Origin of the sequence: Stappia sp. (assembly GCF_048268045.1) — a bacterium.
Taxonomy (GTDB): domain Bacteria; phylum Pseudomonadota; class Alphaproteobacteria; order Rhizobiales; family Stappiaceae; genus Stappia.
This window is the reverse complement of the sequence record NZ_JBLWWG010000005.1, coordinates 86,865-109,837: the sequence shown is the minus strand read 5'-3', so window position 1 is coordinate 109,837 and position 22,973 is coordinate 86,865. Positions and strand designations below refer to the sequence as shown.

Below are 22,973 nucleotides of genomic sequence, written 5' to 3'. Positions count from 1 at the left end.
GGTTGGCATCGAACCTGCAATGCCCAGGTCGCCGGCAAGGGGGAGACGGCAGCGCCGGACATTTTGTCCACAACGGCGCGGAAGGCATGGCGCGTCAGCGCCTGCTCCGCCCTCCCCGACCGGTCGGTCAGCCGCGCCCGACAGAAGACGCGGCCTGGGAGGAGCGAATACATGTTCGACAGCCTGAAAAAGGAACACATCGTTGCGGGCGATGGGTTCAACAGATGGAAGGTGCCACCCGCCTCCATCGCCATTCACCTTTGCATCGGCTCGGTCTACGCGTGGAGCATCTTCAATCCGCCGCTGACCAAGCAGTTCGGCGTCGTCGCCGCTTCGGCGGGCGACTGGAGCCTGTCCTCCGTGGTGTGGATCTTCTCCGTCGCCATCGTCTTCCTCGGCCTTTCGGCGGCCTTCGCCGGCAAATGGCTTGAGGAAGTGGGCCCGCGCATGGTCGGCGTCGTTGCCGCCATGTGCTGGGGCGGCGGCTTCATCATCGGCGGCCTCGGCATCATGACCCACCAGCTCTGGCTGGTGTATCTGGGCTATGGCGTCATCGGCGGCTGCGGCCTCGGCCTCGGCTATGTCTCGCCGGTGTCGACGCTGATCCGCTGGTTCCCCGACCGGCGCGGCATGGCCACCGGCATGGCGATCATGGGCTTCGGCGGCGGCGCGATGATTGCGACGCCGATCAAGGAGTACCTGCTCGGCCTGTTCTACAAGGCTCCGACCTACCTCGGCCCTGAAAGCGCCGTGCAGATGGTCACCGAAGGCGGCCGTCGCGTCGCCGAGGTCAACGGCCAGATGGTCGAGGTGGTGGTCGCCAGCGCCAAGCAGCTCGCCTCGGCCCCGATGGCGCTGCAGGAAGGCGTCTATGTGGTGGGCACCGGCAACACCGGCGCAGCCGGAACGTTCTTCACCCTCGGCATCGTCTACTTCATCGTGATGATGCTCGCCTCCTTCTCCTATCGCGTGCCGCGCGAGGGGTGGAAGCCGGCCGGCTGGACGCCGCCCGCCGCCGACGCCGCATCGCGCAAGATGATCACCTCCAACAACGTCCACATCGACCAGGCGCTGAAGACCCCGCAGTTCTATCTGCTGTGGATCGTGCTGTGCTTCAACGTGACCGCCGGCATCGGCGTGATCGGCGTCGCCAAGACGATGATGACCGAGATCTTCGGCACGACGCTGCCGCTGATCGTCAACTCGACCTTCGCCGCGACCTATGTGTTCATGATCTCGGTGTTCAACATGGTCGGCCGGTTCTTCTGGGCCTCGATGTCCGACTACATCGGGCGCAAGAACACCTATCACTGCTTCTTCATCCTGGGCACGATCCTTTACCTGTCGATCCCCTTCGCCGCGGCGCAGGTGAGCGTCAGTCCGGCGGTGACCTGGCTGGTGATGTTCTACGCGGCGACCATGGTGATCTTCACCATGTACGGCGGCGGCTTTGCCACGATCCCGGCGTATCTGGCCGACATCTTCGGCACGAAATACGTCGGCGGCATCCACGGTCGCCTGCTGACCGCATGGAGCACGGCCGGCGTGCTGGGCCCGCTGGCGATCACGCACCTGCGCGAGATGTCGGTGACCAACTCGATCCGCGACCTGGCCTCGAAGATCGACCCGGCCGCCTTCTCCGAGAAGTTCGGCGCCAGCGTCGACCAGCTCGATCAGCTCGTCGTGGCGAAGACCGTCACCATCGCGCGGCTGATGGAGATCGCACCGGCCGGCACGGTCGACCCGACCTCCAGCGTCTACAACACGACCATGTACGCCATGGCCGGGTTGCTGGTGATCGCGCTCGTGGCGAACATGCTGGTGAAGCCCGTCCACGCCAAGCACCACATGGAGGACGCGCCGGCCAAGCCGGCCGGCTCCGGGCAGGGCAGCGACGCGACGCGCACGTCCACCGCGCGCGCCTGAGGCAAGCGGGACGGCAGAGCCTGCAAGGGGCCCTGCCGTCCCAACTCCTTGTTCCGTCGCAATTTCACGCTCCGGGATACCAGCCTCGCGGCAAAATGAACTAGGCTGCGGGGCATGGGCCCGCCCGCTTCGGCGGGCGGGACACGGACGCACAGAGGCGGCCGGACGCGGGCCGTCAGGGGAAGACTATGATCGACAAGCTCGAGATGTTCATCGCATTGGCGCGGGCACGCCATTTCGGCCATGCGGCCGAGGAATGCGGCGTCACCCAGCCGACTCTCTCCGCGGCGGTGAAGCAGCTCGAGGACCAGCTCGGCGTGATGCTGGTCAACCGCGGCTCGCGCTTCCAGGGGCTGACGCCCGAGGGGTTGCGCGTGCTGGACTGGGCGCGGCGGATCGTCGGCGACGCCCGCTCGATGCACCAGGAGATGCGCGCGGCAAAGCACGGCCTCTCCGGCCACGTCCGCATCGCCACCATTCCGACGGCGCTCGCCATGGTGGCGGAGCTGACGGAGCCCTTCTGCGAGAAGCATCCGAACGTCACCTTCTCGATCCTGTCGCGCTCGTCGGTGGAGATCCTGGCGCTGATCGAGAACCTCGAGGTCGACGCCGGCATCACCTATCTCGACAACGAGCCGCTCGGCCGGGTGGTGACGGTGCCCCTGTTCACGGAGCGCTACCGGCTGGTGACGATCGAGGGCGCCCCCCTCGCCGACCGAGAGACGGTGACCTGGAAGGAGGTGAGCGAGATCCCGCTCTGCCTGCTGACCGGTCAGATGCAGAACCGGCGGATCGTCAACCAGCATCTCGGCGAAGCGGGCGCCTCGGCGACGCCGACGCTCGAATCCGATTCCATGATCGCGCTGTTCTCCCACGTGCGCACCGGCAAGTGGGCGAGCGTGATGCCGCTGAAACTTGTCGAGACATTCAGCACATGGAGCAGGCTGCGCTCGATCCCCATCGTCGAGCCGGAGGCGACCCATTCCGTCGGCCTCGTGGCCGCCTACAGGGAGCCCTATACGCCGGTAATCGCGGCGTTGATCGACCAGGCCCGACGCAACGCGCAGGCCGAACAGCAGGTGCGAACGCCGGCCTGAGGAGGACGGTGCCGGCGTTCGATAGGTTTTTGCTATCGCGGAACGGGACAGCTCTATTGAACTAACCCCTTGCGTGACGGCAGGATTCAACCAGAACACCTTTGGAGGGAACGCATGCAAGCCAGGGAACTCGCTGCTCCGGATCAGGAGCGCGTCCTAGCCGCCGTCGAACGCTGGACACGGGAGGAAGGCCCGCTGCTGCCGATCCTGCACGACGTGCAGGCGGAGCTCGGCCATATTCCGGAAGAAGCGCTGCGGATCATCGCCGACCGGCTCAACCTGAGCCGCGCCGAAGTCCATGGCGTCATGAGCTTTTACCACGACTTCCGTGCCGAGCCGGCCGGCCGCCATGTGCTCAAGCTGTGCCGCTCGGAGTCCTGCCAGTCGATGGGCGGAGACGCCCTTGCCGACCGCGCCAGGGAGCTGCTCGGCATCGATTTTCACCAGACGACGCCCGACGGCGCGGTGACGCTCGAGCCGATCTATTGCCTCGGCCTGTGCTCCTGCGCGCCCGCGGCCATGCTCGACGGCGACGTTCACGGACGGCTCGATGCCGACGGGCTCTCCACTCTCATCGGGGAGGCCAGCCGATGACCGTCACGATCTTTGTTCCCCGCGACGCCGCCGCCCTGGCGCTCGGCGCCGAGCGCGTCGCCGAGGCGATGTCCCGCGAGATCGCCGCCCGCGGCGTCGACGCACGCATCGTGCGCAACGGCTCTCGCGGCATGCACTGGCTGGAGCCGCTGGTGGAGGTGCGCACCGACCATGGCCGCATCGCCTACGGGCCGGTCGCAGCCTCCGACGTGCCGGGCCTCTTCGACGCCGGCTTCCTGACCGGCGCGGATCATCCGCTCTGCCAGGGGCCGACCCATGACATCCCGTTCCTGAAGAACCAGACCCGCCTCACCTTCTCCCGCTGCGGCGTGACCGACCCGTTGTCGCTGGACGACTACCGCCACTACAAGGGCCTCAAGGGGCTTGAGCGGGCCGTCACGATGACGCCGGCGGAGATCGTCAAGGAGGTCACCGACAGCGGCCTGCGCGGGCGTGGCGGCGCCGGCTTCCCGACGGGCATCAAGTGGAACACGGTGCTCGGCGCCGAGGCCGACCAGAAGTACATCGTCTGCAACGCCGACGAGGGCGACAGCGGCACCTTCGCCGACCGTATGATCATGGAGGGCGATCCCTTCGTGCTCATCGAGGGCATGGCCATCGCCGGCATCGCCACCGGGGCGACGCGCGGCTATCTCTACACCCGCTCGGAATATCCGCACGCCATCGAGACCATGCGCGAGGCGATCCTGATCGCGCGCAAGGCGGGCGTCCTCGGCGCGTCCGTGCTCGGCTCCGACCATGCCTTCGACATGGAGGTGCGGGTGGGCGCCGGCGCCTATGTCTGCGGCGAGGAGACGTCTCTGCTCAACTCGCTGGAGGGCAAGCGCGGTGTCGTGCGCGCCAAGCCGCCGCTGCCGGCGCTCGAGGGTTTCCTCGGCAAGCCGACGGTGGTCAACAACGTGATCTCGCTCGCCTCCGTGCCGGTGATCCTCGACCGCGGCGCGGAGTTCTACCGCGACTTCGGCATGGGCCGCTCACGCGGCACGATCCCGATCCAGATCGCCGGCAACGTCCGGTTCGGCGGCCTCTACGAGACCGCCTTCGGACTGACGCTCGGCGAGATCATCGACGAGATCGGCGGCGGCACGGCCAGTGGCCGGCCGGTGAAGGCGGTGCAAGTGGGCGGCCCGCTCGGCGCCTATTTTCCGCGCGCGCTGTTCGACACGCCGTTCGACTACGAGGAGTTCGCCAAGCGCGACGGGCTCATCGGGCACGCCGGCATCACCGTCTTCGACGACACCGCCGACATGCTGAAGCAGGCCCGTTTCGCCTTCGAGTTCTGCGCCATCGAATCCTGCGGCAAGTGCACGCCCTGCCGCATCGGAGCGGTGCGCGGCGCGGAGGTGATCGACCGGATCGCCAGCGGCATCGACGGCGGCGAGGACCCGCAGGCACAGCGCGACCTGGTCGCCGACCTTTGCGACACGATGAAATTCGGCTCGCTCTGCGCCCTGGGCGGTTTCACGCCTTATCCGGTCATGAGCGCCATCACCCACTTCCCCGACGACTTCTGTCCGCAGACAGTCGCCGAAGCAGCGGAGTAATCCCATGCGCCTGATCCAGGAAACCGATTTCGGAACACCGGCGGTCAAGTCCGACAAGACCGTCACGCTGACCATCGACGGCAACAAGGTGACGGTGCCCGAGGGCACCTCACTGATGCGCGCGGCGATGGAGGCGGGCATTTCCGTGCCCAAGCTCTGCGCCACCGACATGGTCGACGCCTTCGGCTCCTGCCGGCTCTGCCTCGTCGAGATCGAGGGCCGCAAGGGCACCCCCTCCTCCTGCACGACGCCGGCCGGCGACGGCATGGTGGTGACCACCCAGACGGAGCGGCTCAAGACCATCCGACGCGGGGTGATGGAGTTCTACATTTCCGATCACCCGCTCGACTGCCTGACCTGCGCGGCCAACGGCGACTGCGAGCTTCAGGACATGGCCGGCGCCGTCGGCCTGCGCGACGTGCGCTACGGCTACGACGGGGACAACCACGTCAAGCCGCGCGCCAGCGAGGGCGGCGACAACTTCCGCTTCATGGCGAAGGACGAATCGAACCCCTATTTCACCTACGACCCGTCCAAGTGCATCGTCTGCTCGCGTTGCGTGCGCGCCTGCGAGGAAGTGCAGGGAACCTTCGCACTGACCATCGAGGGCCGCGGCTTCGACAGCCGCGTGTCGCCGGGCATGCACGAGAGCTTCCTGGCCTCGGAATGCGTGTCCTGCGGCGCCTGCGTGCAGGCCTGCCCGACGGCGACATTGCAGGAGAAGTCGGTCATCGAGATCGGCCAGCCTGAGCACTCCAAGGTCACCACCTGCGCCTATTGCGGCGTCGGCTGCTCCTTCAAGGCGGAGATGCGCGGCGAGGAACTGGTGCGCATGGTGCCGTGGAAGGACGGCAAGGCGAACCGGGGCCACTCCTGCGTCAAGGGCCGCTTCGCCTATGGCTACGCCAATCACCGGGACCGCATCCTCAATCCGATGATCCGCGAGAAGACCTCCGATCCCTGGCGCGAGGTGAGCTGGGAAGAGGCGCTGAGCCATGTGGCGAGCGAGTTCCGCCGCATCCAGTACCAGTACGGACGCGGCGCCGTCGGCGGCATCACCTCCTCGCGGTGCACCAATGAGGAAACCTACCTGGTGCAGAAGCTGATCCGCCAGGTCTTCGGCAACAACAACGTCGACACCTGCGCCCGCGTCTGCCACTCGCCGACGGGCTATGGCCTCGGCCAGACCTTCGGCACCTCCGCCGGCACCCAGGACTTCGACAGCGTCGAACAGGCCGACGTGGTGGTGGTGATCGGCGCCAACCCGACGGACGGCCACCCGGTCTTCGGCTCGCGGCTCAAGAAGCGTCTGCGTCAGGGCGCCAAGCTGATCGTCATCGATCCGCGCCGCATCGACCTGGTACGCTCGCCGCACATCGAGGCATCCCATCACCTGCCGCTGCGACCGGGAACCAACGTGGCGGTGCTGACCTCGCTCGCCCATGTCATCGTGACCGAGGGGCTCTTCGACGAGGCCTTCATCCGCGAGCGTTGTGATTTCGACGAATTCCAGGACTGGGCCGAGTTCGTGTCGCAGCCGGAGCACTCGCCCGAGACCGTGGGCAAGCTCGCCGGCATCGACCCGGACGAGATCCGCGGTGCCGCGCGCCTTTACGCCACCGGCGGCAATGGGGCGATCTATTACGGCCTCGGCGTCACCGAGCACAGCCAGGGCTCGACCACGGTGATGGCGATCGCCAACCTTGCCATGGCGACCGGCAACATCGGCCGTCCGGGCGTGGGCGTGAACCCGCTGCGCGGCCAGAACAACGTGCAGGGCTCCTGCGACATGGGCTCCTTCCCGCACGAGCTGCCGGGCTACCGGCACGTCTCGGGCGAGGAGACGCGCGAGATCTTCGAGAAACTGTGGGGCGTGACGCTCGACGATGAGCCGGGCCTGCGCATCCCGAACATGCTGGATGCAGCCGTCGACGGCACCTTCATGGGTCTTTACGTGCAGGGCGAGGACATTCTCCAGTCCGATCCCGACACCCACCACGTGGCCGCCGGCCTCGCGGCGATGGAATGCGTCGTCGTGCACGACCTGTTCCTCAACGAGACCGCCAACCACGCCCATGTCTTCCTGCCGGGTTCGACCTTCCTGGAGAAGGACGGCACCTTCACCAACGCGGAACGGCGCATCAACCGCGTGCGCAGGGTCATGACGCCGAAGAACGGCCTCGCCGACTGGGAGGTGACGCAGGAGATCGCCAACGCCATGGGCGCCGGCTGGACCTACGAGCACCCGCGCGAGATCATGGACGAAATCGCGGCGACAACGCCGAGCTTCGCCGATGTCTCCTACGCGCTGCTTGAGGAAAAGGGCTCGGTGCAGTGGCCCTGCAACGAGACGGCGCCCGAGGGCACGCCGATCATGCATCTCGGCGGCTTCGTGCGCGGCAAGGGCAAGTTCATCCGCACCGAGTACGTGGCGACCGACGAGCGGACGGGGCCGCGTTTCCCGTTGCTGCTCACCACCGGCCGCATTCTCAGCCAGTACAACGTCGGCGCCCAGACGCGGCGCACCGAGAACGTTGTCTGGCACGCCGAGGACCGGCTGGAGATCCACCCGTTCGACGCGGAAAACCGCGGCCTGAAGGACGGCGACTGGGTGCGGCTGGCAAGCCGGGCGGGCGAGACGACCCTGCGCGCGCTGATCACCGAGCGGGTGGCGCCGGGCGTGGTCTACACCACGTTCCACCACCCCGGGACCCAGGCCAACGTCATCACCACCGACTTTTCGGACTGGGCAACCAACTGCCCGGAATACAAGGTGACGGCGGTGCAGATCTCGCCCTCCAACGGCCCGACGGACTGGCAGGTGGAATACGAGGAGCAGGCCCGTCAGTCGCGCCGGATCATGCCGGCGGTGGATGCCGCCGAATGAACCGGAGCACGCGCAACCAACGGGAGATGGCGGCATGAAGCCGGAAAAGCTCGTCTACATGGCCAACCAGATCGCCACATTCTTCACCTCCAAGCCCCATGACGAGGGCGTAGAGGGGGTGGCGGTCCACATCAACAAGTTCTGGGAGCCGCGCATGCGGGCCCAGCTCTTCGCGATCGCCGAAGCGGACGATGGCCACGGCCTCGCCGCGCTCGTGCGCGAGGCGCTGCCGGCGATCCGCAAGCCGGACGCCTCGCACCTGCCGCGTGCCTATGCACGAACGGAAGGGGCGGCGCCGCACTGAGGCGAACGTCAACGACACAATGAAAAGGGCGGAGCGCCGGATGGCCTCCGCCCTTTTTTGGTTTTCATCGAGAGCCGCCACCCTTGCGACAATGTCCGCGCCCGCCTCGCCCGGCACAGGACATCGGGAGGCAGGCATCAACCGTCGGTGATGCGCTGCGTGCGGGTGAAAAGCTCGAAGCCGCCGGAGCGGGCGCTTGCGACAAGGGTGAGACCGGCGCGCTCGGCCATGCGCACGGCAAGCGCGGTCGGCGCGGAAACGGCAACGATCGCCGGTGCGCCGAGCACCGAGGCCTTGGCGACGAGCTCGACCGACACACGGCTGGTCAGCAACAGCAGACCACCGCGACCGCTGCGTCCCTGGCGGGCGAGCGCGCCGACCAGCTTGTCGAGCGCATTGTGCCGGCCGACGTCCTCGCGCAGCGCCACGAGCCCCTCTTCCCGCGTCCAGAAACCGGCGGCGTGAACCGCGCCGGTCTCCGCATGCAGGGCCTGCGCCTCGAACATCGAGGCCTGGGCGGCAAGAATATCGGCGGCGGCGAAGCGGGTGTCATCCAGGACCTGACGCGGCAGGCGCAAGGCCTCCGACAGGCTGTCGACGCCGCAAAGACCGCAGCCGGTCGGGCCGACGATGCGGCGGCGGCGCTCGAGAAAGCGGCCCGAGGCACCCGGCTTCAGCCAGACGCGCAGGTCGATGCCGTCGTCGAAGGCGGTCGGCTCGACGGAGCGGATCTCCTCCGGCGAGGCGATATGCTCCTCCGTCAGGCTGAAGCCGACGGCGAAATCCTCCAGATCGGAAGGGGTGGCCATCATCACCGCCTGGGTGGAGCCGTCATAGGTCAACGCGACGGGCGTTTCCTCGGGAATGGAGCGGCGTGAGGCGCTGGCGCCGCCCTGTTGCCAGCGACGGTTTTCAACCCGCTCGAAGGGCGGCGGGAACGTGGTGATCTCGGGCTCGTCGATACTGCTCATGATGGCCGCGAGTATACCCGGCTCGCTCCGCCGGATCGATGAAAAAGCACGGGAAATCAGCAAAATCCGGGCACTTGCGGGCAAATCGATTCACCTGGCGAACACCCGCCCGCGGCCCCGTGCGGCAAAGGCCTGCGACGCCCGGCGAGAAGCCTCGTGGCGCCAGCCCAAATGTCTCATCTCAGGCGCACCGTGGTGCGAAAATCGAGATCCGCGCCGACGGGCTGGGCGGGCCGGACAACGCGGCGCAATCGTCCCCGACGCCAGTCAACGGCCGTCGCTTGCCCGCAAGCCATTTGAGCGCGAAAGCGACAGGTGGAAAGGGCAGCCGTGCGCCCGGTCGCACCGGAAATGACGAAACACTGTCCCTATCCATTGTTTTTTGGTATCATATGGGATTAGCCGGCGCATGAAATATCCTACCGGATCGCTCCTTCCCCTCCCCTTTTCGCCTCGCGGCGAAACCCGGTTCGGGCGTTTCTGCGCGTGACTTCGAAGCGATGACAAGAAGATGATAGACCTGATCGGCGCGCTCGCCCTCCTTCTGTGGGGGCTGCGCATGGTGAAAACCGGCGTGAGCCGGGCGTTCGGCCCGCAGCTCCGCCGCGTGCTGGCGACGGCGACACGAACCCGCGTCGCGGCTTTCGGTTCCGGGCTCATCGCCACGCTGGCGCTCCAGAGCAGCACGGCCATCGCGCTGATGACCGCCTCCTTCGCGGGCATCGGGCTCATCAACTCGATGATGGCGCAAGCGGTGATGCTGGGGGCGAATGTCGGCACAAGCCTCGTCACCCGCCTGCTCGCCCTCGACCTTCACTGGCTGTCGCCGGTGCTGATCGCCGTCGGCTTCCTCGCGTTTTCCTTCAGCAAGAGCAAGCCGAAGAGAGGGCTGGCGCGCGCCGTGCTCGGCCTCGGTCTGATGCTGCTGTCGCTCGATCTTCTCGGCACCGCGACCAAGCCGATGCTCGGCTCGCCGACGTTGCTGGCGCTGATGGCGACGCTCGACGCGGTGCCCGTGGTGGCCGTGGCCATCGCCGCCGTGCTGGCGCTTTCCTGTTCCTCCAGCCTTGCCGTCGTGCTCTTCACCATGGCCCTCGCCGCCGGCGGCGGCGTGAGCCCGCAGACCGGGATCGCCCTGGTGCTCGGCGCCAACCTCGGCGGCGCCGTGCCGCCTGTTCTGGCCACTCTGACCCAGCCGGCGCTGGCCCGTCGGGTGACCATCGGCAACCTGTTGGTCCGCCTTGCCGGCGCCCTTGCGGTGCTGGCCTTCATCCAGCCGGCGACCGCCGCATTTCTCTCTGTCTTCCACAGCGACCCGGCAGCTCTGGTGGTCGATACGCATATCCTCTTCAACGTTTTGCTGTCGCTCGTCATGCTGCCGCTGCTCGGCCCGATGGCAAAGCTGATGCGACAGATGCTGCCGGAAGCGCAGATCGCCGAGACCGGGCCGAAGCATCTCGACAAGAGGTTCCTCGACCAGCCGGCGCAGGCGCTTGCCGCGGCCGCGCGCGAGACCTTGCGGATCGGCGACAGGGTGGCGCTGATGCTGGAGCGGAACCTGCAGGCGCTGAAGAAGAACGACGCCTCGCTGTGCGCCGGGATCGGCGGGCTCGACGACGAGGTCGACGAGCTCAACGAGGCCGTGAAGCTCTACCTGTCGAAGCTGAACCGAATGCCGATGCCGGAACGCGAGGCGCGGCGCGCCGACGAGATCATTTCCTATGCAATCAACCTGGAGCACGTCGGCGACATCGTCGATACCAACCTGCGCGACATGATCGAAAAGAAGATCCGCTATCAGCTGACCTTCTCGCCCGAGGGGCAGGAAGAGATCGAGGCGTTCTACAAGATCACGATCGACAATCTGCGGCTGGCCCAGAGTGTGCTGATCTCCGGCGACGAGCAGCTTGCCCGACAGCTCATGGAAGCCAAGACCGACATCCGCGACTATGAGGAGCGTTCAACCTCGAACCATCTGGCGCGGCTGCGCGACGGGCGGGCGGAGAGCGTGCAGACGTCCTCGCTGCATCTCGACATCCTGCGCGACCTGAAGCGCATCAACGCCTATGTGGCGGCGATCGCCTATCCGATCCTCGAGCAGGCCGGCGCACTGCGAAAATCGCGGCTGATCTGAGCGAGTCGCGCGCCGGGCCTGAGCCTGGTTTCACCGCACATGAGAAAGCCGGACGCGACACCACGCCCCCTGACAGCCTATGCGGATCCCTGCGCAGGCAGCGACGCAGACGCGAGGAGCAGAGGCGATGAAAACGAGCAATCAGGCAGTGGCACCGCGCGACTGGGGCGACGGCTGCAAGACATGGGAACTGGCACGCCACCCAGATCTTGCCGTCTTCCACGAGCGGATGCCGCCGGGAACGGCGGAGCGCGCCCATTGGCACGAGACGGCGCGGCAGGTGTTCTTCGTGCTGGAGGGCACGCTTTGGATACAAAGCGGCGACACCCACCAGCGGCTGGAGCGCCACGAGGCGATGGAGATCGCGCCCGGCACGCTTCACGTGGTTTCGAACCGCTCCGACCGACCGGCCGAATTCCTGGCGATTTCCCATCCGATTCCGCTGGACGACCGCCACTATCCCGACTGATGCCGCGAGAAACGCAAACGGGCGGGGAATTCCCCGCCCGTCGCATGTCGAAACAGGGCCGACCTCAGCCCTTCGGCATCGTCGCCTGCATGGACGGGCGCTTCTCGAATGCCTCGAACCAGGCGGCCAGCTTCTCGCGGCCGGTGCGCCAGTCCTTGTCCGGGAAGCGGAAGTCGAGATAGCCGAGCGCGCAGGCGGCCGAAATGACGCCCGGCGTCACCGGACCGGAGAGCCGGTCAAGCCAGACATCCAGGAGCGCGTCGAGGCCGCTGTCGATCTTCTCGATCTGGCCATCGTACCAGGCGCCCCAGTAGAGCTCCTTCGGCCGGGCAACGGTCTCGTAACGGGCAAGAAGCGCGGCGTCGAGAATGGCGTCGCCGAGTGCCTCAAGCGTCATGTCGGAAAAGCCGGCGACACCCTGCGGACGCAGGCTCGCGCCCTCGCCCTGCGCGTCGACATAGGCGCAGATCACGCGGCTGTCGTAGAGCGCCTCACCGCTGTCGAGCAGCATGGTGGGAACCTTGCCCGAGGGATTGCTGCGCACGATGGTCTTGTCGCGGTTGACCGGGCTCGCAGCCGAGGACAGCAGCTCGATCCGGTCCGCGACACCCTTTTCATGGGCGGTGACCACGACCTTGCGGACATAGGGAGACGCAGGCGAAAAATAGAGCTTCATCAGTAGATACTCCGGGTTTGTTGATGCGCCAGCCGGTCACGTTCCGGCTTGGCGCTCCTGGTAGGCGTGGCGCAGAGCGGCGGAGGGATCGTCCTCCAGCCTGTCGGCCAGAAGCTGGCCGGCGTAGATCACATGCTCGCTCATCAGGTTCTGTGCCCTGACGCCGTCGCGGTCGGCCAGCGCCTTGGCGATGCGACGATGGTCGTCGTGAGAGCGATGGATCACTTCGAAATCGTCCCACAGGATGACGCGATCCGACACCAGCGGGACGTTGTGGGACTGGTGCACGAAGCGGCCGAGCCAGCTGTTGCCGGTCGCCTCGATGATGGTCTCGTGGAACTCCACGTTCATGCGACGGTAGCCCGGAAGCATGTCCGGTTCCAGCTTGCCGAGAACCAGAATGCGGTCCCCCTCCTCCACCAGCGCCGCAAGCCGGTCGAGATCCTCGACGCTCATCCCGACCTCGGCCGCGAGCCGGCAGGCAAAGCCCTCGAGATTGGCGCGCACGGCGAAAGCATCGCGAATGTCATCGACGAGGAACAGACGGATGCGGTAGCCGCGATTCGGCTCATAGTCGATGAGCCCGTCCTGGGCGAGGCGCGCCAGCGCGGTGCGCAGAGGCGTCCGCGAGACGCCAAGCGTCTCGGCCAGGTGATCCTGGTGCAGCCGCTCTCCCGGCAGGAAGCGACCTTCCAGAATCATCTCCCGGATCGCGGTGGCGGCGGCGTCGGCGCTGGTCACGTCAACCGGCGGTGATGCGGTGAAGCCCTTGATCTTCATGGGCGAAAGATGGCCAGTTTCTAGCTTCGAGGCAAGCGAAAATCGGATACATTTTGATTGTTGCAGTGCAAAAATCGGCAGTTCCAGCTTGACATACCTCAAAAATGTATCCATTCCTCGGTCAACAACCAGGGAGGTACGTGATGACGCTTACCGCGTTCGTCACCGGCGCCGCAGGCGGTATCGGCCGTGCGGTCGCACGGCGGCTTGCAGCCGACGGTTTCAGGATCATTGCATCGGACATCGACGCCGCTCTGGCGCGAGACGTCGCCGGGTCGTTGCCGGGCAGCGGTCACGCGGGCCTTGCGCTTGACGTGGCGGATGAGGTGGCGGTTGCCGACACCCTTGCCCGCGTCGAGAGCGAGCACGGGCCGATCAACGTGCTCGTCGCCGCCGCAGGCTTGCTCATTCTCGACGAGAACGGCCAGCGCCGCCCGATCATCGAGACAGGCATGAAGGAATGGGACAGGACGCAGCAGGTCAACAGCACCGGCACGTTCCTTCTCGTGCGTGAATACCTGCGACACAGAACGCAGACCCCCATCGACCACGCACGCTTCATCGCCTTCAGCTCGGTCGCCGCACAGCTCGGCGGCTACCGCTCCAGCGCCGCCTATATCGCCAGCAAGAGCGCGATCAGCGGCCTGGTGAAGGCTGCCGCCCGCGAGGCCGCGGCAATCGGCGTCACCGTCAACGCGGTGGCTCCGGGGCTGATCGACGCGCCGATGCTGCGCCTGTCGCTCGACCCGGCCAACGACGTGGAAATCGCCAAGTCGATCCCGCTCAACCGCATCGGCACGCCCGAGGACGTCGCTGGCGCGGTCGCCTATCTCGCCGGCGCGGATGGTGCCTATGTCACCGGAGCGACCATAGACGTCAACGGCGGATACCGGATGCAGTGATGGTGGAAAAGGCCCTCAACCGACTGTCCTTCGCGCTTGCCTCGGTGGCGGCGCTGGCACTTCTGCTGATGATGCTGCACGTGACGGCCGACGTTGCGGGCAAGTATCTCTTCAACAAGCCGATCCCCGGCACCGCCGAGGTCGTCGCCAGCTACTACATGATCTCCGTCGTGTTCCTGCCGCTGGCCTGGCTGGAGGCAACCAACGGGCCGATCACCGTCGATCTCTTCTACGAACTGAGCCCCGACTGGATGAAGCGCGGCATGCTGGTGCTCGGCACGGTGCTTTCGTTGGTGCTCTACGCCGTGCTTGCCTGGCTTTCCTGGAAGCCGGCCATGCACGCCTGGAACATCGGCGAGATCGTCGAGGGCGCCTGGAAGGTCACGATCTGGCCGACCAAGTTCCTTCTGCCGATCGGCCTCGGCCTTGCCTGCGTCGCGCTGGCACTGCGCCTCGTCCTCATCCTTTCCGGCCGCGACGTGACCGCAGACGGTCCCGCCGCCGACCACGCTGACCCAGCCTGAGGCCTGACCATGGATCGTCTCGATATCGGCTTCATCGGCATCGTCATCACGCTGCTTCTCATCGGCATCCGCATCCCCATCGGCGTTGCCATGGGCGCGGTCGCGATCGCCGGCATCTATGCCATGCTCGGGCTGATGCCGGCCATCGGCATCGCCAAGGCCATCCCCTACGAACTCGTCGGCGACTGGAACCTGTCGGCCGTGCCGATGTTCCTGCTCATGGGCTATGTCGCCTCCGGCGCCGGGCTGACCAGCGGCCTCTTCGCCGCCGCCCGCGTCTTCCTCAACAGGGTCCCAGGCGGGCTGGCCTCGGCCTCCGTCGCCTCGAGCGCGCTGTTTGCCTCCGCCAGCGGCTCCAGCGTCGCCACCGCCGCCGCCTTCTCGCGCATCGCCATTCCGGAGATGCTGAAGGCCGGCTACGCGCCCTCGCTGGCCGCCGGTTCGGTCGCCGCGGCAGGAACGCTCGGCTCGCTCATCCCGCCGAGCGTGCTGCTCATCGTCTTCGGCCTGATGATGGACGTCTCGATCAGCACGCTGTTCGTCGCCGGCCTCATTCCCGGGCTTCTGTCGGGCGTGATGTTCATCGCGCTGATCACCGTGCGCACGACGCTCAACCCGTCGCTCGCGCCGCGGCTCAAGGAGCACTACACGCTTCGCCAGAAGATCGACCTGATCAAGGACGTGTGGCCCCTGCCGGTGCTCATCGCCGGCGTGCTCGGCGGCATCTTCACGGGCATCTTCACGGCCACGGAAGCCGGCGCCATCGGCGCGTTCCTGGCCGCGGTGATCGCGCTCTTCCGCCGCCAGCTCTCGTTCTCCGTGATGCGTACGGCGCTGATCGACACGGCGCTGAGCACCTCCGCGATCTTCATCATCGTCGTCGGCGCGGCCCTCTTCGCCCGCTTCATCGCGCTGTCGACCGTGCCGGTCTGGGTGACGGGCTTCTTCGAGGGCTACAGCGCGTTGTCGGTCATCCTGATGATCGGCGTGCTCTACCTCGTGCTCGGATGCTTCCTGGAAAGCATCTCGATCATGCTGCTGACGCTGCCCGTGCTGGCGCCGCTGCTCGCTCATCTCGGCGTCGACCTGATCTGGTTCGGCATCCTGACGGTGAAGCTGCTGGAAATCGGCCTCGTGACGCCGCCGGTCGGGATGAACGTCTATGTGATCCGCTCGAGTCTCGGCAACGTCATACCGCTCGGCAAGATCTTCGCCGGCGTCTCCTGGTTCATCCTTGCCGATCTGATCACGCTTGCCCTGCTGATCGCCTTCCCCGTGATCAGCCTGTGGCTGCCTGCCTTCATGGCGAACTGAGGCCCCATCGATCCAACGGCCGGTTCGCAAAACAAGATGGCGCCCGCGAGAGGCGCCAAACACTGGGAGTGGGAGAAACATGAAAAAACTGCTGGTTCTTGCCGCACTGACCGCCAGCCTTGCCGCGTCGACGGCCTCGGCCGAGACCTATCAGGCGAGCAACTGGATGACGCCGGTTCATATCCTCAACGAGGAGACCTACCAGAAGTTCGCCAAGGATCTGGCCGCCGACACCGACGGCGCGATCACCTTCGAGGTCTATTCGGGCGGCTCGCTGGTGCCGGCCAAGTCGACCATGCAGGCGATCCGCGATGGCGTCGTCCAGCTTGGCATCGTCTATCCGGGCTACACGCCTTCCGAGCTGCCGCTCAACAACGTGCTCAATGATCTTGTCTTCGTCTCCGACGACGACATCGCCTCGGCGTTCGCCTACACCGAGATGGGCATGACCAACGCCCGGCTGAAGGGTGAATGGAAGAAGAACGGCGGCATCTTCGCCGGCGGCTATTCCACGCCGGTCTACAACTTCATCTGCGTCAAGCCGATCCGCGCTCTCGCCGATGCCCAGGGCCTGAAGATCCGCACCGCAGGCGGCGCCCAGACGGCCTGGGTGGAAGCCATCGGCGGCGTGCCGGTCTCCGTGCCGATCGGCGACGTCTATTCCGGCCTGAGCCGTGGGTCCATCGACTGCACGATGTCCGATCCGACCAACCTGGACAAGGGCAACAAGTTCTGGGAGGTCGCCAAGTCGGTCACCCGCCTGCCGATGGGCGTGGTCATGGGCGCCAACTACGTCATCAACCCTGACTTCTGGGCCGGCCTGACGCCGGAAGAGCGCCGGGCGATGCTGGACGAGATGGCCAAGGGCGAGGCGCGCGCGCAGGTTTCCTACCACATCGGCGTCAACGCGGCGATCGAGGGCTCCAAGGAGCGCGGCCTCGAGATCATCGAGCCGTCGGCCGACATGACCGAGAAGCTCGCCGCCTTCCAGAGCGGCTTCGTCGATGCGCTGCCGCAGAAGTCCGTCGAGAGCCGCGGCGTCGAGGACCCGACCGACATGGTCCAGGAGTTCCAGGAGCTCCAGACCAAGTGGAAGGGCCTGCTCGAGGGCGTCGACCGCACGGACGCGGACGCACTCGCCAAGGTCCTGCAGGACAACCTCTACTCGAAGATCGACGAGAAGACCTTCGGCCTCGATTGAGCCGGAGGTTGGGGCGGCTCCCCTGGCCGCCCCTGCCCTGTCGAAACTTGCGGCGGGCATTTCGATGCCCGCCGTCCTTAGCGACCTGCCCCAGCCAGAACGGATCCAGACCATGACCGACAGCCCCATCGCCATCGTCACCGGCGGCGGCGCCGGGATCGGCGCGGCCATCTGCCGGCGCCTTGCCCTGCACGACCAGTCCCGTCGCCATGATGTGATCATCGTCGACCGCGACGGCGAGCGGGCCGAGGCGACCGCAGCCGCCATCATCGCCGAGGGCGGCAAGGCGCGCGCCCGCGCGCTCGATATCACCGACAGCGCTGCGCTTGTCCGCCTGGCCGAAGAGGCCGGTGACGTGCGGCTTCTCGTCAACAACGCCGGCATCTTTGGCGTGAAGGACTTCTTCGACCTCACCGCCGACGACTTCCGCAAGATGTACGAGATCAACCTCGTCGCGCTCTTCGACCTGTCGCGGCTCGTGGCCGAGCGCATGCGCGAGGACGCGGCGATCGTCAACATCGCCTCGCGCGCCATGCTCGGCGCGCGCCACTACGCCCATTACGTCGCCTCCAAGGCGGCCGTCGGCGGACTGACCCGGGCCATGGCGCTGGAGCTTGCCGAGCGGCAGATCCGCGTCAACGCGGTCGCTCCCGGCGTGATCGAGACGGACATGCTGAAGGCACGCTCCGACACCAACCTCGACGGCCTGCGCGCACAGCAGCCGAGCGGTCGGCTCGGCCGGCCCGAGGACATCGCCGAGGCGGTCGCCTTCCTGGGATCGCCGGTCGCGGGCTTCATCACCGGACAGGTCCTGCTTGTCGACGGCGGCCGCTCGCTCGGCGGCACAACGGCATTCTGAGAAGGGCGACACCCATGGACACCAACCGCTTTTCCGGCAAGACGGCGATCGTCACCGGCGCCGGCTCCGGCATCGGTCTCGCCATCGCCACCCAAATGTTCGAGCAGGGCGCGACGGTCATCGCCGTCGACCGCAATGCCGCCGGCCTGACCTTGCTGCCCGACGGCGTGGAGAAGGTGAAGGGCAATGTCACCGATCCTGAGCTTGGCGCGCGGCTCGACCAGCAGCTCGGCGCCAGGCCTCTGTCGATCCTCGTCAACAACGCCGGCATTGGCGGAGGCGGACGCGCGGACGAAACCAGCGACGACGACCTGCAGCGCTATTTCGATATCAACGTGCGCTCCGTCTTCCGCCTCAGCGCCTATGCGGTGAAGCGGATGCGCGGGACCGGTGGCGGCGCCATCGTCAACATCGCCTCAATCTACGCGCTGATCGGCGCAACAGGCAGCGCCGCCTACAGCATGAGCAAGGCCGCCGTCGACGGGATGACCCGGCAGATGGCGACCGACTTCGGCCCCGAGGGCATTCGCGTCAACGCCGTCGCTCCGGGGCTGATCGAGACGCCGCTCACCGCCGAGCGTATCCGCACCGAGGCCTGGCGCCACCAGATCTTCATCGAGCAGGCGCCGCTGCGCCGCGTCGGGACGCCTGCGGAGGTGGCCGCGGCGGTCGCCTTCCTCGCCAGCGACGAGGCGCGCTTCATCACCGGCGCAACGCTGCGGGTCGACGGCGGCTGGGCGGTCGGACGCTACCCGCGCCAGCAGTCCACGGTCGGAGAAACCGCATGAGCCGGACAGCCCCCGTTCTCGCCGATGCCTATGATCTCGTCGTCGTAGGCTCGGGAGCCGCCGGCATGGCGGCTGCGATCACGGCGAAGCTCGCCGGACTCGATGTCGCCATCCTGGAAAAGGCCGCCCACTACGGCGGCTCCACCGCCGTCTCGGGTGGCGCGATCTGGATCCCCGACAATCCGAAGATGCGCGACGCCGGCATGCAGGACAGCAAGGAGGCGGCGCGCACCTACCTGAAGACCGAGACCGGCAACCGGATGAACGCCGAGCTGGTCGACTCCTTCCTCGACAACGGACCCGAGATGGTCCGCTTCTTCGAGGCCAACACCGCGCTCCAGTTCGAGCACCGCAGCTATTCGCCGGACTATCACCCCGACCAGGACGGCGCGGCGATGGGCGGGCGCGTGCTCGACGCCAAGGACTATGACGGGCGGCGGCTCGGCGCCAACTTCAAGCGGCTGAAGCCGCCGATCGCCGATTTCACCGTCTTTGGCGGCATGATGCTGAACCGCTTCGACATCGGCCACTTCATGAAGATGACGCGTTCGCCGAAATCGGCGATCCACGCGACGAAGCTCATGATGCGCCATGCGCTCGACAGGCTCACCCACCCGCGCGGCACCCGGCTGGTGCTCGGGCAGGCGGTTGCCGGACGGCTGGCCGAAACGGTCTTCGCGCTCGGCATTCCGCTTTTCGTGGAAACGCCCCTCGTCTCGCTCGAGCGCGACGGCGGCCGCGTCAGCGGCGTGAGCGTGCATCACGGCGGCGTCACGCGGAGCGTGCTGGCGCGACGCGGCGTGGTGCTGGCGACCGGCGGCTTTCCGCAGAGCGAGGCGAAGCGCGCCACTTACATGCCGCATGTACAGGCGGGCGCGCGGCACTATTCGATGTCGCCGGCGACAAGCACGGGCGATGCCATCGACGCCAGCCTCGGCGTCGGCGCGGCGCTGGTTTCAACCAACAGCAACGCCGCCTTCTGGGCGCCGGTATCGCTGCTGCCGGGCAAGGAGGGGCCGCGTCCCTTCCCGCATCTCTTCCTCGACCGGGCCAAGCCCGGCGTGATCGCCATCGGCGACGACGGCCGGCGCTTCGCCAACGAGGCGTTGTCCTATCACGACTTCGTCCAGGCAATGCTGAACGCCGGCAAACAGCAGGCCTGGCTGATGTGCGACCATCGGGCGCTGCGCAAATACGGGCTCGGGGCGGTACGCCCCTTCCCCGCGCCCTATCGCGCGCATCTGCGCTCCGGCTACATCACCAGTGGTGCGACGCCGGAGGCCCTGGCAGAAAGGATCGGCGTCCCGCCGGAGGCACTGGCCGACACCATCTCGCGCTTCAACCACGATGCGGAAAACGGCAAGGACCACGACTTCGGCAAGGGCTCGACCGCCTACCAGACCTATCTGGGCGACGCGGAGAATGCACCCAACCCCTGCCTGCATCCGCTCGACACGGGCCCCTATTACGCCATTCGCATCTATCCCGGCGATATCGGCACGAGCATTGGCCTGTCGACCAATGGCAACGGCCAGGTCCTCGACGAGGACGGTGCCACGGTCGAGGGCCTCTATGCCTGCGGCAACGATATGAACTCGATCATGGCCGGCGCCTATCCGGGGGCGGGCATCACGCTCGGCCCGGCGCTGACATTCGGCTATGTGGTCGGCCGGCACGCGGCCGGCGCGCAGGCGACGGCGGCCAACTGAAACACAACACCCGGCGGCGTGCCGCCGGGTGCCTCCCGGCCGGGCGGCTCATCCTCCAGCCGCCCGGTTCTCCTCTTCAAGGCGTCGGTCGCACGCAGCAAGCACCGCGCCGGCCACCGCAGCGCTTCCTAGAACGAGCCCGGCCCGCGCGCCGCCACCCGTCTCCAGCGCCAGCGCCGCGAGCGGCAGCAGGGTCAGCACCGCCAGATTGTTGAGGCTCTCGGAGAGCGCCAGGGCCGTGCCGCGCAGCCCCGCCGCCCGACCCGCGATGATCGCCGTGCTGGCGGGCGCGGCAACGCCAAGCGCCGCGCCCCATATGGCAAGCAGCAGGACTGCCGCCGGCAGGGACGCGAAGCCGGACAGGAAGGCAAGCGCCGCCGCAGCGGCAACAGCGCTCGCCAGCGCCAGGGCACCTTCGTTCGAGCGCAAGACACGACCGAGCGGCCCGACAGCGAGATTGCCCACGCCAAGGCCGAGGCCAAAGGCGGCAATGGCCAATCCGACCGAGCCGGTCGACAGACCAAAGCGCCGGCGCAAGACCTCGCCTGCGAGCAGAAACCCGGCGACCGCCGCGCCGTTCCACAATCCCTTGGCCACAAGCGGGCGCAGAAGCGGGCCCCGCAGGCAGGCGCGCCAGACCGTTGCCCGTGCCGAGGCGCTCTCTTGCCCGTCGCGCGTCGAACCTGCCCGGCGCACAAGCAGCAGTCCCGCGCAACAGGCGAGCGTGAAGCAGCCGGCGGCGGTCGCCAGGAAGGGCGCGCGCCAGCCGAAGGCCTCTGTCAAAAGCCCCGCGCCGACGGGACCAAGCACGATCCCTGCTGTCATTCCGAGCATGACGCTTCCCATGGCCGCCGCCTGCCTCCCCTCCCCGACCCGCTCGGCGATGAGCGCGAAGGCACTGGGCACCAGCGCAGCCGAGGCAAAGCCGCCAAGAACACGCAGCACAACGGCGGCGGCAAAATGCGGCGCCAGCGTCAGTGCCAGCCCATCGGCGGCCAGCAGCAGCAGCGCGACGACAAGCAGCCGCTCCCGGTTCACCCGGTCGGACAGGCGTCCCAGCAAGGGCGCGGCCGCCGCATAGGCAAATCCGTAGGCGGAAACAAGCATCGCGGCTTGCGCCGTCGACACGCCGAAGGCCGCACCAAGCGGGCTCAGCATCGCGGAAATCATGAATTCGCTCGCACCGACGAAGAAGACGGCAAGCGCAAGCAACCCGAGAAGCGGGGAAAAGGACATTTGAGGCATCCTTGCGGAGAGATCAAAGACGAGCGCCCGCAGGCGCGCCGAGCGCCTTGCGGGAACCGAGGAGCGTTTGGGGGATTTGCGGGAGACGCTTGAAACGGAGGCGGCGCGCGCGGCGCGGCGCGGCAAACCTTGCGCTCCCGACTTTCGAAAAAATGCAACGGGAAGGACCGGAACGAAACTGCGCCCTGGCGGCGGTTCCAGTAATCCAGAGGTGCCGCAAAGTCTGCCGGCCGTCAAGCCCGGGCGGAATTCGACAGTCTGTTCAGAGCTCAAGTGCATTGAAGCGGCGGACGGACGGCATTATGTTGGCGCAGTTCTCAGGGCGGGGCGAAATTCCCCACCGGCGGTATGCCGCGTCGTGCGGCGAGCCCGCGAGCGCCTTCGACCCGGCACCACGCCGGCCGAGGGGTCAGCAGACCAGGTGCGATGCCTGGGCCGACGGTCACAGTCCGGATGGAAGAGAACCAGCGAACCGGCAGGCTCCAGGCGGAGCCCTCGGCCGGCTCGCGGGTAATCGCCTTGGGTGACCTGACCGCAGACGCGCCCCACCGGGGCCACGACCAGGGTGATCCAATGACAGAACCCCGCTACGCCTTTATCAAGGCCAACTGGCATTCCGACATCGTCGACCGCGCGCTCGAGGGTTTCCTCGAGCTGATCCCCGCCGCACAGGTCGATGTCTTCGACGTGCCCGGAGCCTTCGAGATGCCACTCGTTGCCCGCGACCTCGCGCAGACCGGCCGCTATGCGGCGGTGGCTGCGGCCGCGCTGGTCGTCGACGGCGGCATCTACCGGCATGACTTTGTCGCCAGCGCCGTCGTCGACGGGCTCATGCGCGCCGGCCTCGACACCGGCGTGCCGGTGCTGTCGGTCTCGCTCACGCCGCACCAATATCGCGACGACGAGCACCACAACGCGATCTATCGCACGCATTTCGTCGAGAAAGGCCGCGAGGCCGCACGCGCCGCGCTGCAGATCGGCAAGATCCGGGCCTCGCTCGCCGCCTAGGCCCAGCGGCCACGGCCGGG

The 22,973-nt window shown here is 67.2% G+C and carries 20 protein-coding genes and 1 riboswitch; of the genes, 16 read left to right on the top strand and 4 right to left on the bottom strand.

Annotated elements, in window-relative coordinates:
• Positions 1-171: 171 nt before the first annotated feature.
• The 6 genes from ACN0WF_RS09840 (at position 172) to ACN0WF_RS09815 (ending at position 8,373) form a co-directional block, all read left to right on the top strand.
• Positions 172-1,926: an OFA family MFS transporter gene (locus ACN0WF_RS09840; protein ID WP_417772643.1), complete on the top strand. Its 1,755-nt coding sequence runs from the start codon at positions 172-174 to the stop codon at positions 1,924-1,926.
• Between the two features lie 188 nt (positions 1,927-2,114).
• Entirely contained in the window at positions 2,115-3,023 is a 909-nt protein-coding gene (locus ACN0WF_RS09835) for a LysR family transcriptional regulator (RefSeq protein ID WP_417772642.1), read from the top strand.
• A gap of 114 nt (positions 3,024-3,137) precedes the next feature.
• A complete protein-coding gene (locus ACN0WF_RS09830) occupies positions 3,138-3,617 on the top strand; it encodes a formate dehydrogenase subunit gamma (RefSeq protein WP_417772641.1) in 480 nt (159 codons plus the stop codon).
• Entirely contained in the window at positions 3,614-5,182 is a 1,569-nt protein-coding gene (locus ACN0WF_RS09825; RefSeq protein ID WP_417772640.1) for a formate dehydrogenase beta subunit, read from the top strand. The genes ACN0WF_RS09830 and ACN0WF_RS09825 overlap by 4 nt, the downstream gene beginning before the upstream one ends.
• 4 nt (positions 5,183-5,186) lie before the next feature.
• Complete coding sequence (fdhF, locus tag ACN0WF_RS09820) at positions 5,187-8,069, top strand: formate dehydrogenase subunit alpha (protein WP_417772639.1); 2,883 nt, start codon at positions 5,187-5,189, stop codon at positions 8,067-8,069.
• 34 nt (positions 8,070-8,103) lie between these two features.
• Positions 8,104-8,373, top strand: coding sequence for a formate dehydrogenase subunit delta (locus ACN0WF_RS09815; RefSeq protein WP_417772638.1), 270 nt, complete (start codon positions 8,104-8,106; stop codon positions 8,371-8,373).
• A 137-nt stretch (positions 8,374-8,510) separates the two neighbouring features.
• Here ACN0WF_RS09815 and fdhD read toward each other — a convergent pair whose 3' ends face one another.
• Positions 8,511-9,344 carry a formate dehydrogenase accessory sulfurtransferase FdhD gene (fdhD, locus tag ACN0WF_RS09810; RefSeq protein WP_417772637.1) on the bottom strand — a complete coding sequence of 278 codons (834 nt, stop codon included), beginning with the start codon at positions 9,342-9,344 and terminating at the stop codon, positions 8,511-8,513.
• Between the two features lie 511 nt (positions 9,345-9,855).
• Here fdhD and ACN0WF_RS09805 point away from each other — a divergent pair.
• Both ACN0WF_RS09805 and ACN0WF_RS09800 read left to right on the top strand, forming a co-directional pair.
• Entirely contained in the window at positions 9,856-11,478 is a 1,623-nt protein-coding gene (locus ACN0WF_RS09805; RefSeq protein WP_417772636.1) for a Na/Pi cotransporter family protein, read from the top strand.
• A 127-nt stretch (positions 11,479-11,605) separates the two neighbouring features.
• A complete protein-coding gene (locus ACN0WF_RS09800) occupies positions 11,606-11,947 on the top strand; it encodes a cupin domain-containing protein (protein ID WP_417772635.1) in 342 nt (113 codons plus the stop codon).
• Between the two features lie 64 nt (positions 11,948-12,011).
• Here the strand turns inward: ACN0WF_RS09800 and ACN0WF_RS09795 are convergent, their stop codons facing one another.
• Positions 12,012-12,623: a glutathione S-transferase gene (locus ACN0WF_RS09795; protein WP_417772634.1), complete on the bottom strand. Its 612-nt coding sequence runs from the start codon at positions 12,621-12,623 to the stop codon at positions 12,012-12,014.
• A 36-nt stretch (positions 12,624-12,659) separates the two neighbouring features.
• Positions 12,660-13,403, bottom strand: a complete 744-nt coding sequence (locus ACN0WF_RS09790) for a GntR family transcriptional regulator (RefSeq protein ID WP_417772633.1) — start codon at positions 13,401-13,403, stop codon at positions 12,660-12,662.
• Between the two features lie 143 nt (positions 13,404-13,546).
• Here ACN0WF_RS09790 and ACN0WF_RS09785 point away from each other — a divergent pair, with 143 nt between their 5' ends.
• From ACN0WF_RS09785 to ACN0WF_RS09755, 7 genes are all read left to right on the top strand, one after another.
• Positions 13,547-14,305 carry an SDR family NAD(P)-dependent oxidoreductase gene (locus tag ACN0WF_RS09785; RefSeq protein WP_417772632.1) on the top strand — a complete coding sequence of 253 codons (759 nt, stop codon included), beginning with the start codon at positions 13,547-13,549 and terminating at the stop codon, positions 14,303-14,305.
• Positions 14,305-14,829 (top strand): TRAP transporter small permease subunit, encoded by a 525-nt coding sequence (locus tag ACN0WF_RS09780; protein ID WP_417772631.1) that lies wholly within the window; start codon positions 14,305-14,307, stop codon positions 14,827-14,829. Before ACN0WF_RS09785 ends, ACN0WF_RS09780 begins: the two co-directional genes overlap by 1 nt.
• A 9-nt stretch (positions 14,830-14,838) precedes the next feature.
• Positions 14,839-16,143: a TRAP transporter large permease gene (locus ACN0WF_RS09775; protein WP_417772630.1), complete on the top strand. Its 1,305-nt coding sequence runs from the start codon at positions 14,839-14,841 to the stop codon at positions 16,141-16,143.
• A 79-nt stretch (positions 16,144-16,222) separates the two neighbouring features.
• Positions 16,223-17,344 (top strand): C4-dicarboxylate TRAP transporter substrate-binding protein, encoded by a 1,122-nt coding sequence (locus ACN0WF_RS09770; RefSeq protein WP_417772629.1) that lies wholly within the window; start codon positions 16,223-16,225, stop codon positions 17,342-17,344.
• A 112-nt stretch (positions 17,345-17,456) separates the two neighbouring features.
• On the top strand, positions 17,457-18,203 hold the full coding sequence (locus ACN0WF_RS09765; protein ID WP_417772628.1) for an SDR family NAD(P)-dependent oxidoreductase: 747 nt from the start codon (positions 17,457-17,459) through the stop codon (positions 18,201-18,203).
• A 14-nt stretch (positions 18,204-18,217) separates the two neighbouring features.
• Positions 18,218-18,991 carry an SDR family NAD(P)-dependent oxidoreductase gene (locus ACN0WF_RS09760; protein ID WP_417772627.1) on the top strand — a complete coding sequence of 258 codons (774 nt, stop codon included), beginning with the start codon at positions 18,218-18,220 and terminating at the stop codon, positions 18,989-18,991.
• A complete protein-coding gene (locus ACN0WF_RS09755; RefSeq protein WP_417772626.1) occupies positions 18,988-20,700 on the top strand; it encodes an FAD-dependent oxidoreductase in 1,713 nt (570 codons plus the stop codon). Before ACN0WF_RS09760 ends, ACN0WF_RS09755 begins: the two co-directional genes overlap by 4 nt.
• A gap of 48 nt (positions 20,701-20,748) precedes the next feature.
• Here the strand turns inward: ACN0WF_RS09755 and ACN0WF_RS09750 are convergent, their stop codons facing one another.
• A complete protein-coding gene (locus tag ACN0WF_RS09750; RefSeq protein ID WP_417772625.1) occupies positions 20,749-21,936 on the bottom strand; it encodes an MFS transporter in 1,188 nt (395 codons plus the stop codon).
• A gap of 318 nt (positions 21,937-22,254) precedes the next feature.
• Positions 22,255-22,414, top strand: a riboswitch (FMN riboswitch).
• A gap of 104 nt (positions 22,415-22,518) precedes the next feature.
• On the opposite strand from ACN0WF_RS09750, the gene ACN0WF_RS09745 reads away from it, so the two are divergent.
• The gene (locus tag ACN0WF_RS09745) at positions 22,519-22,953 is read left to right on the top strand and encodes a 6,7-dimethyl-8-ribityllumazine synthase (protein WP_417772624.1); all 435 of its coding nucleotides are present in this window, start codon (positions 22,519-22,521) and stop codon (positions 22,951-22,953) included.
• Positions 22,954-22,973 lie beyond the last annotated feature (20 nt).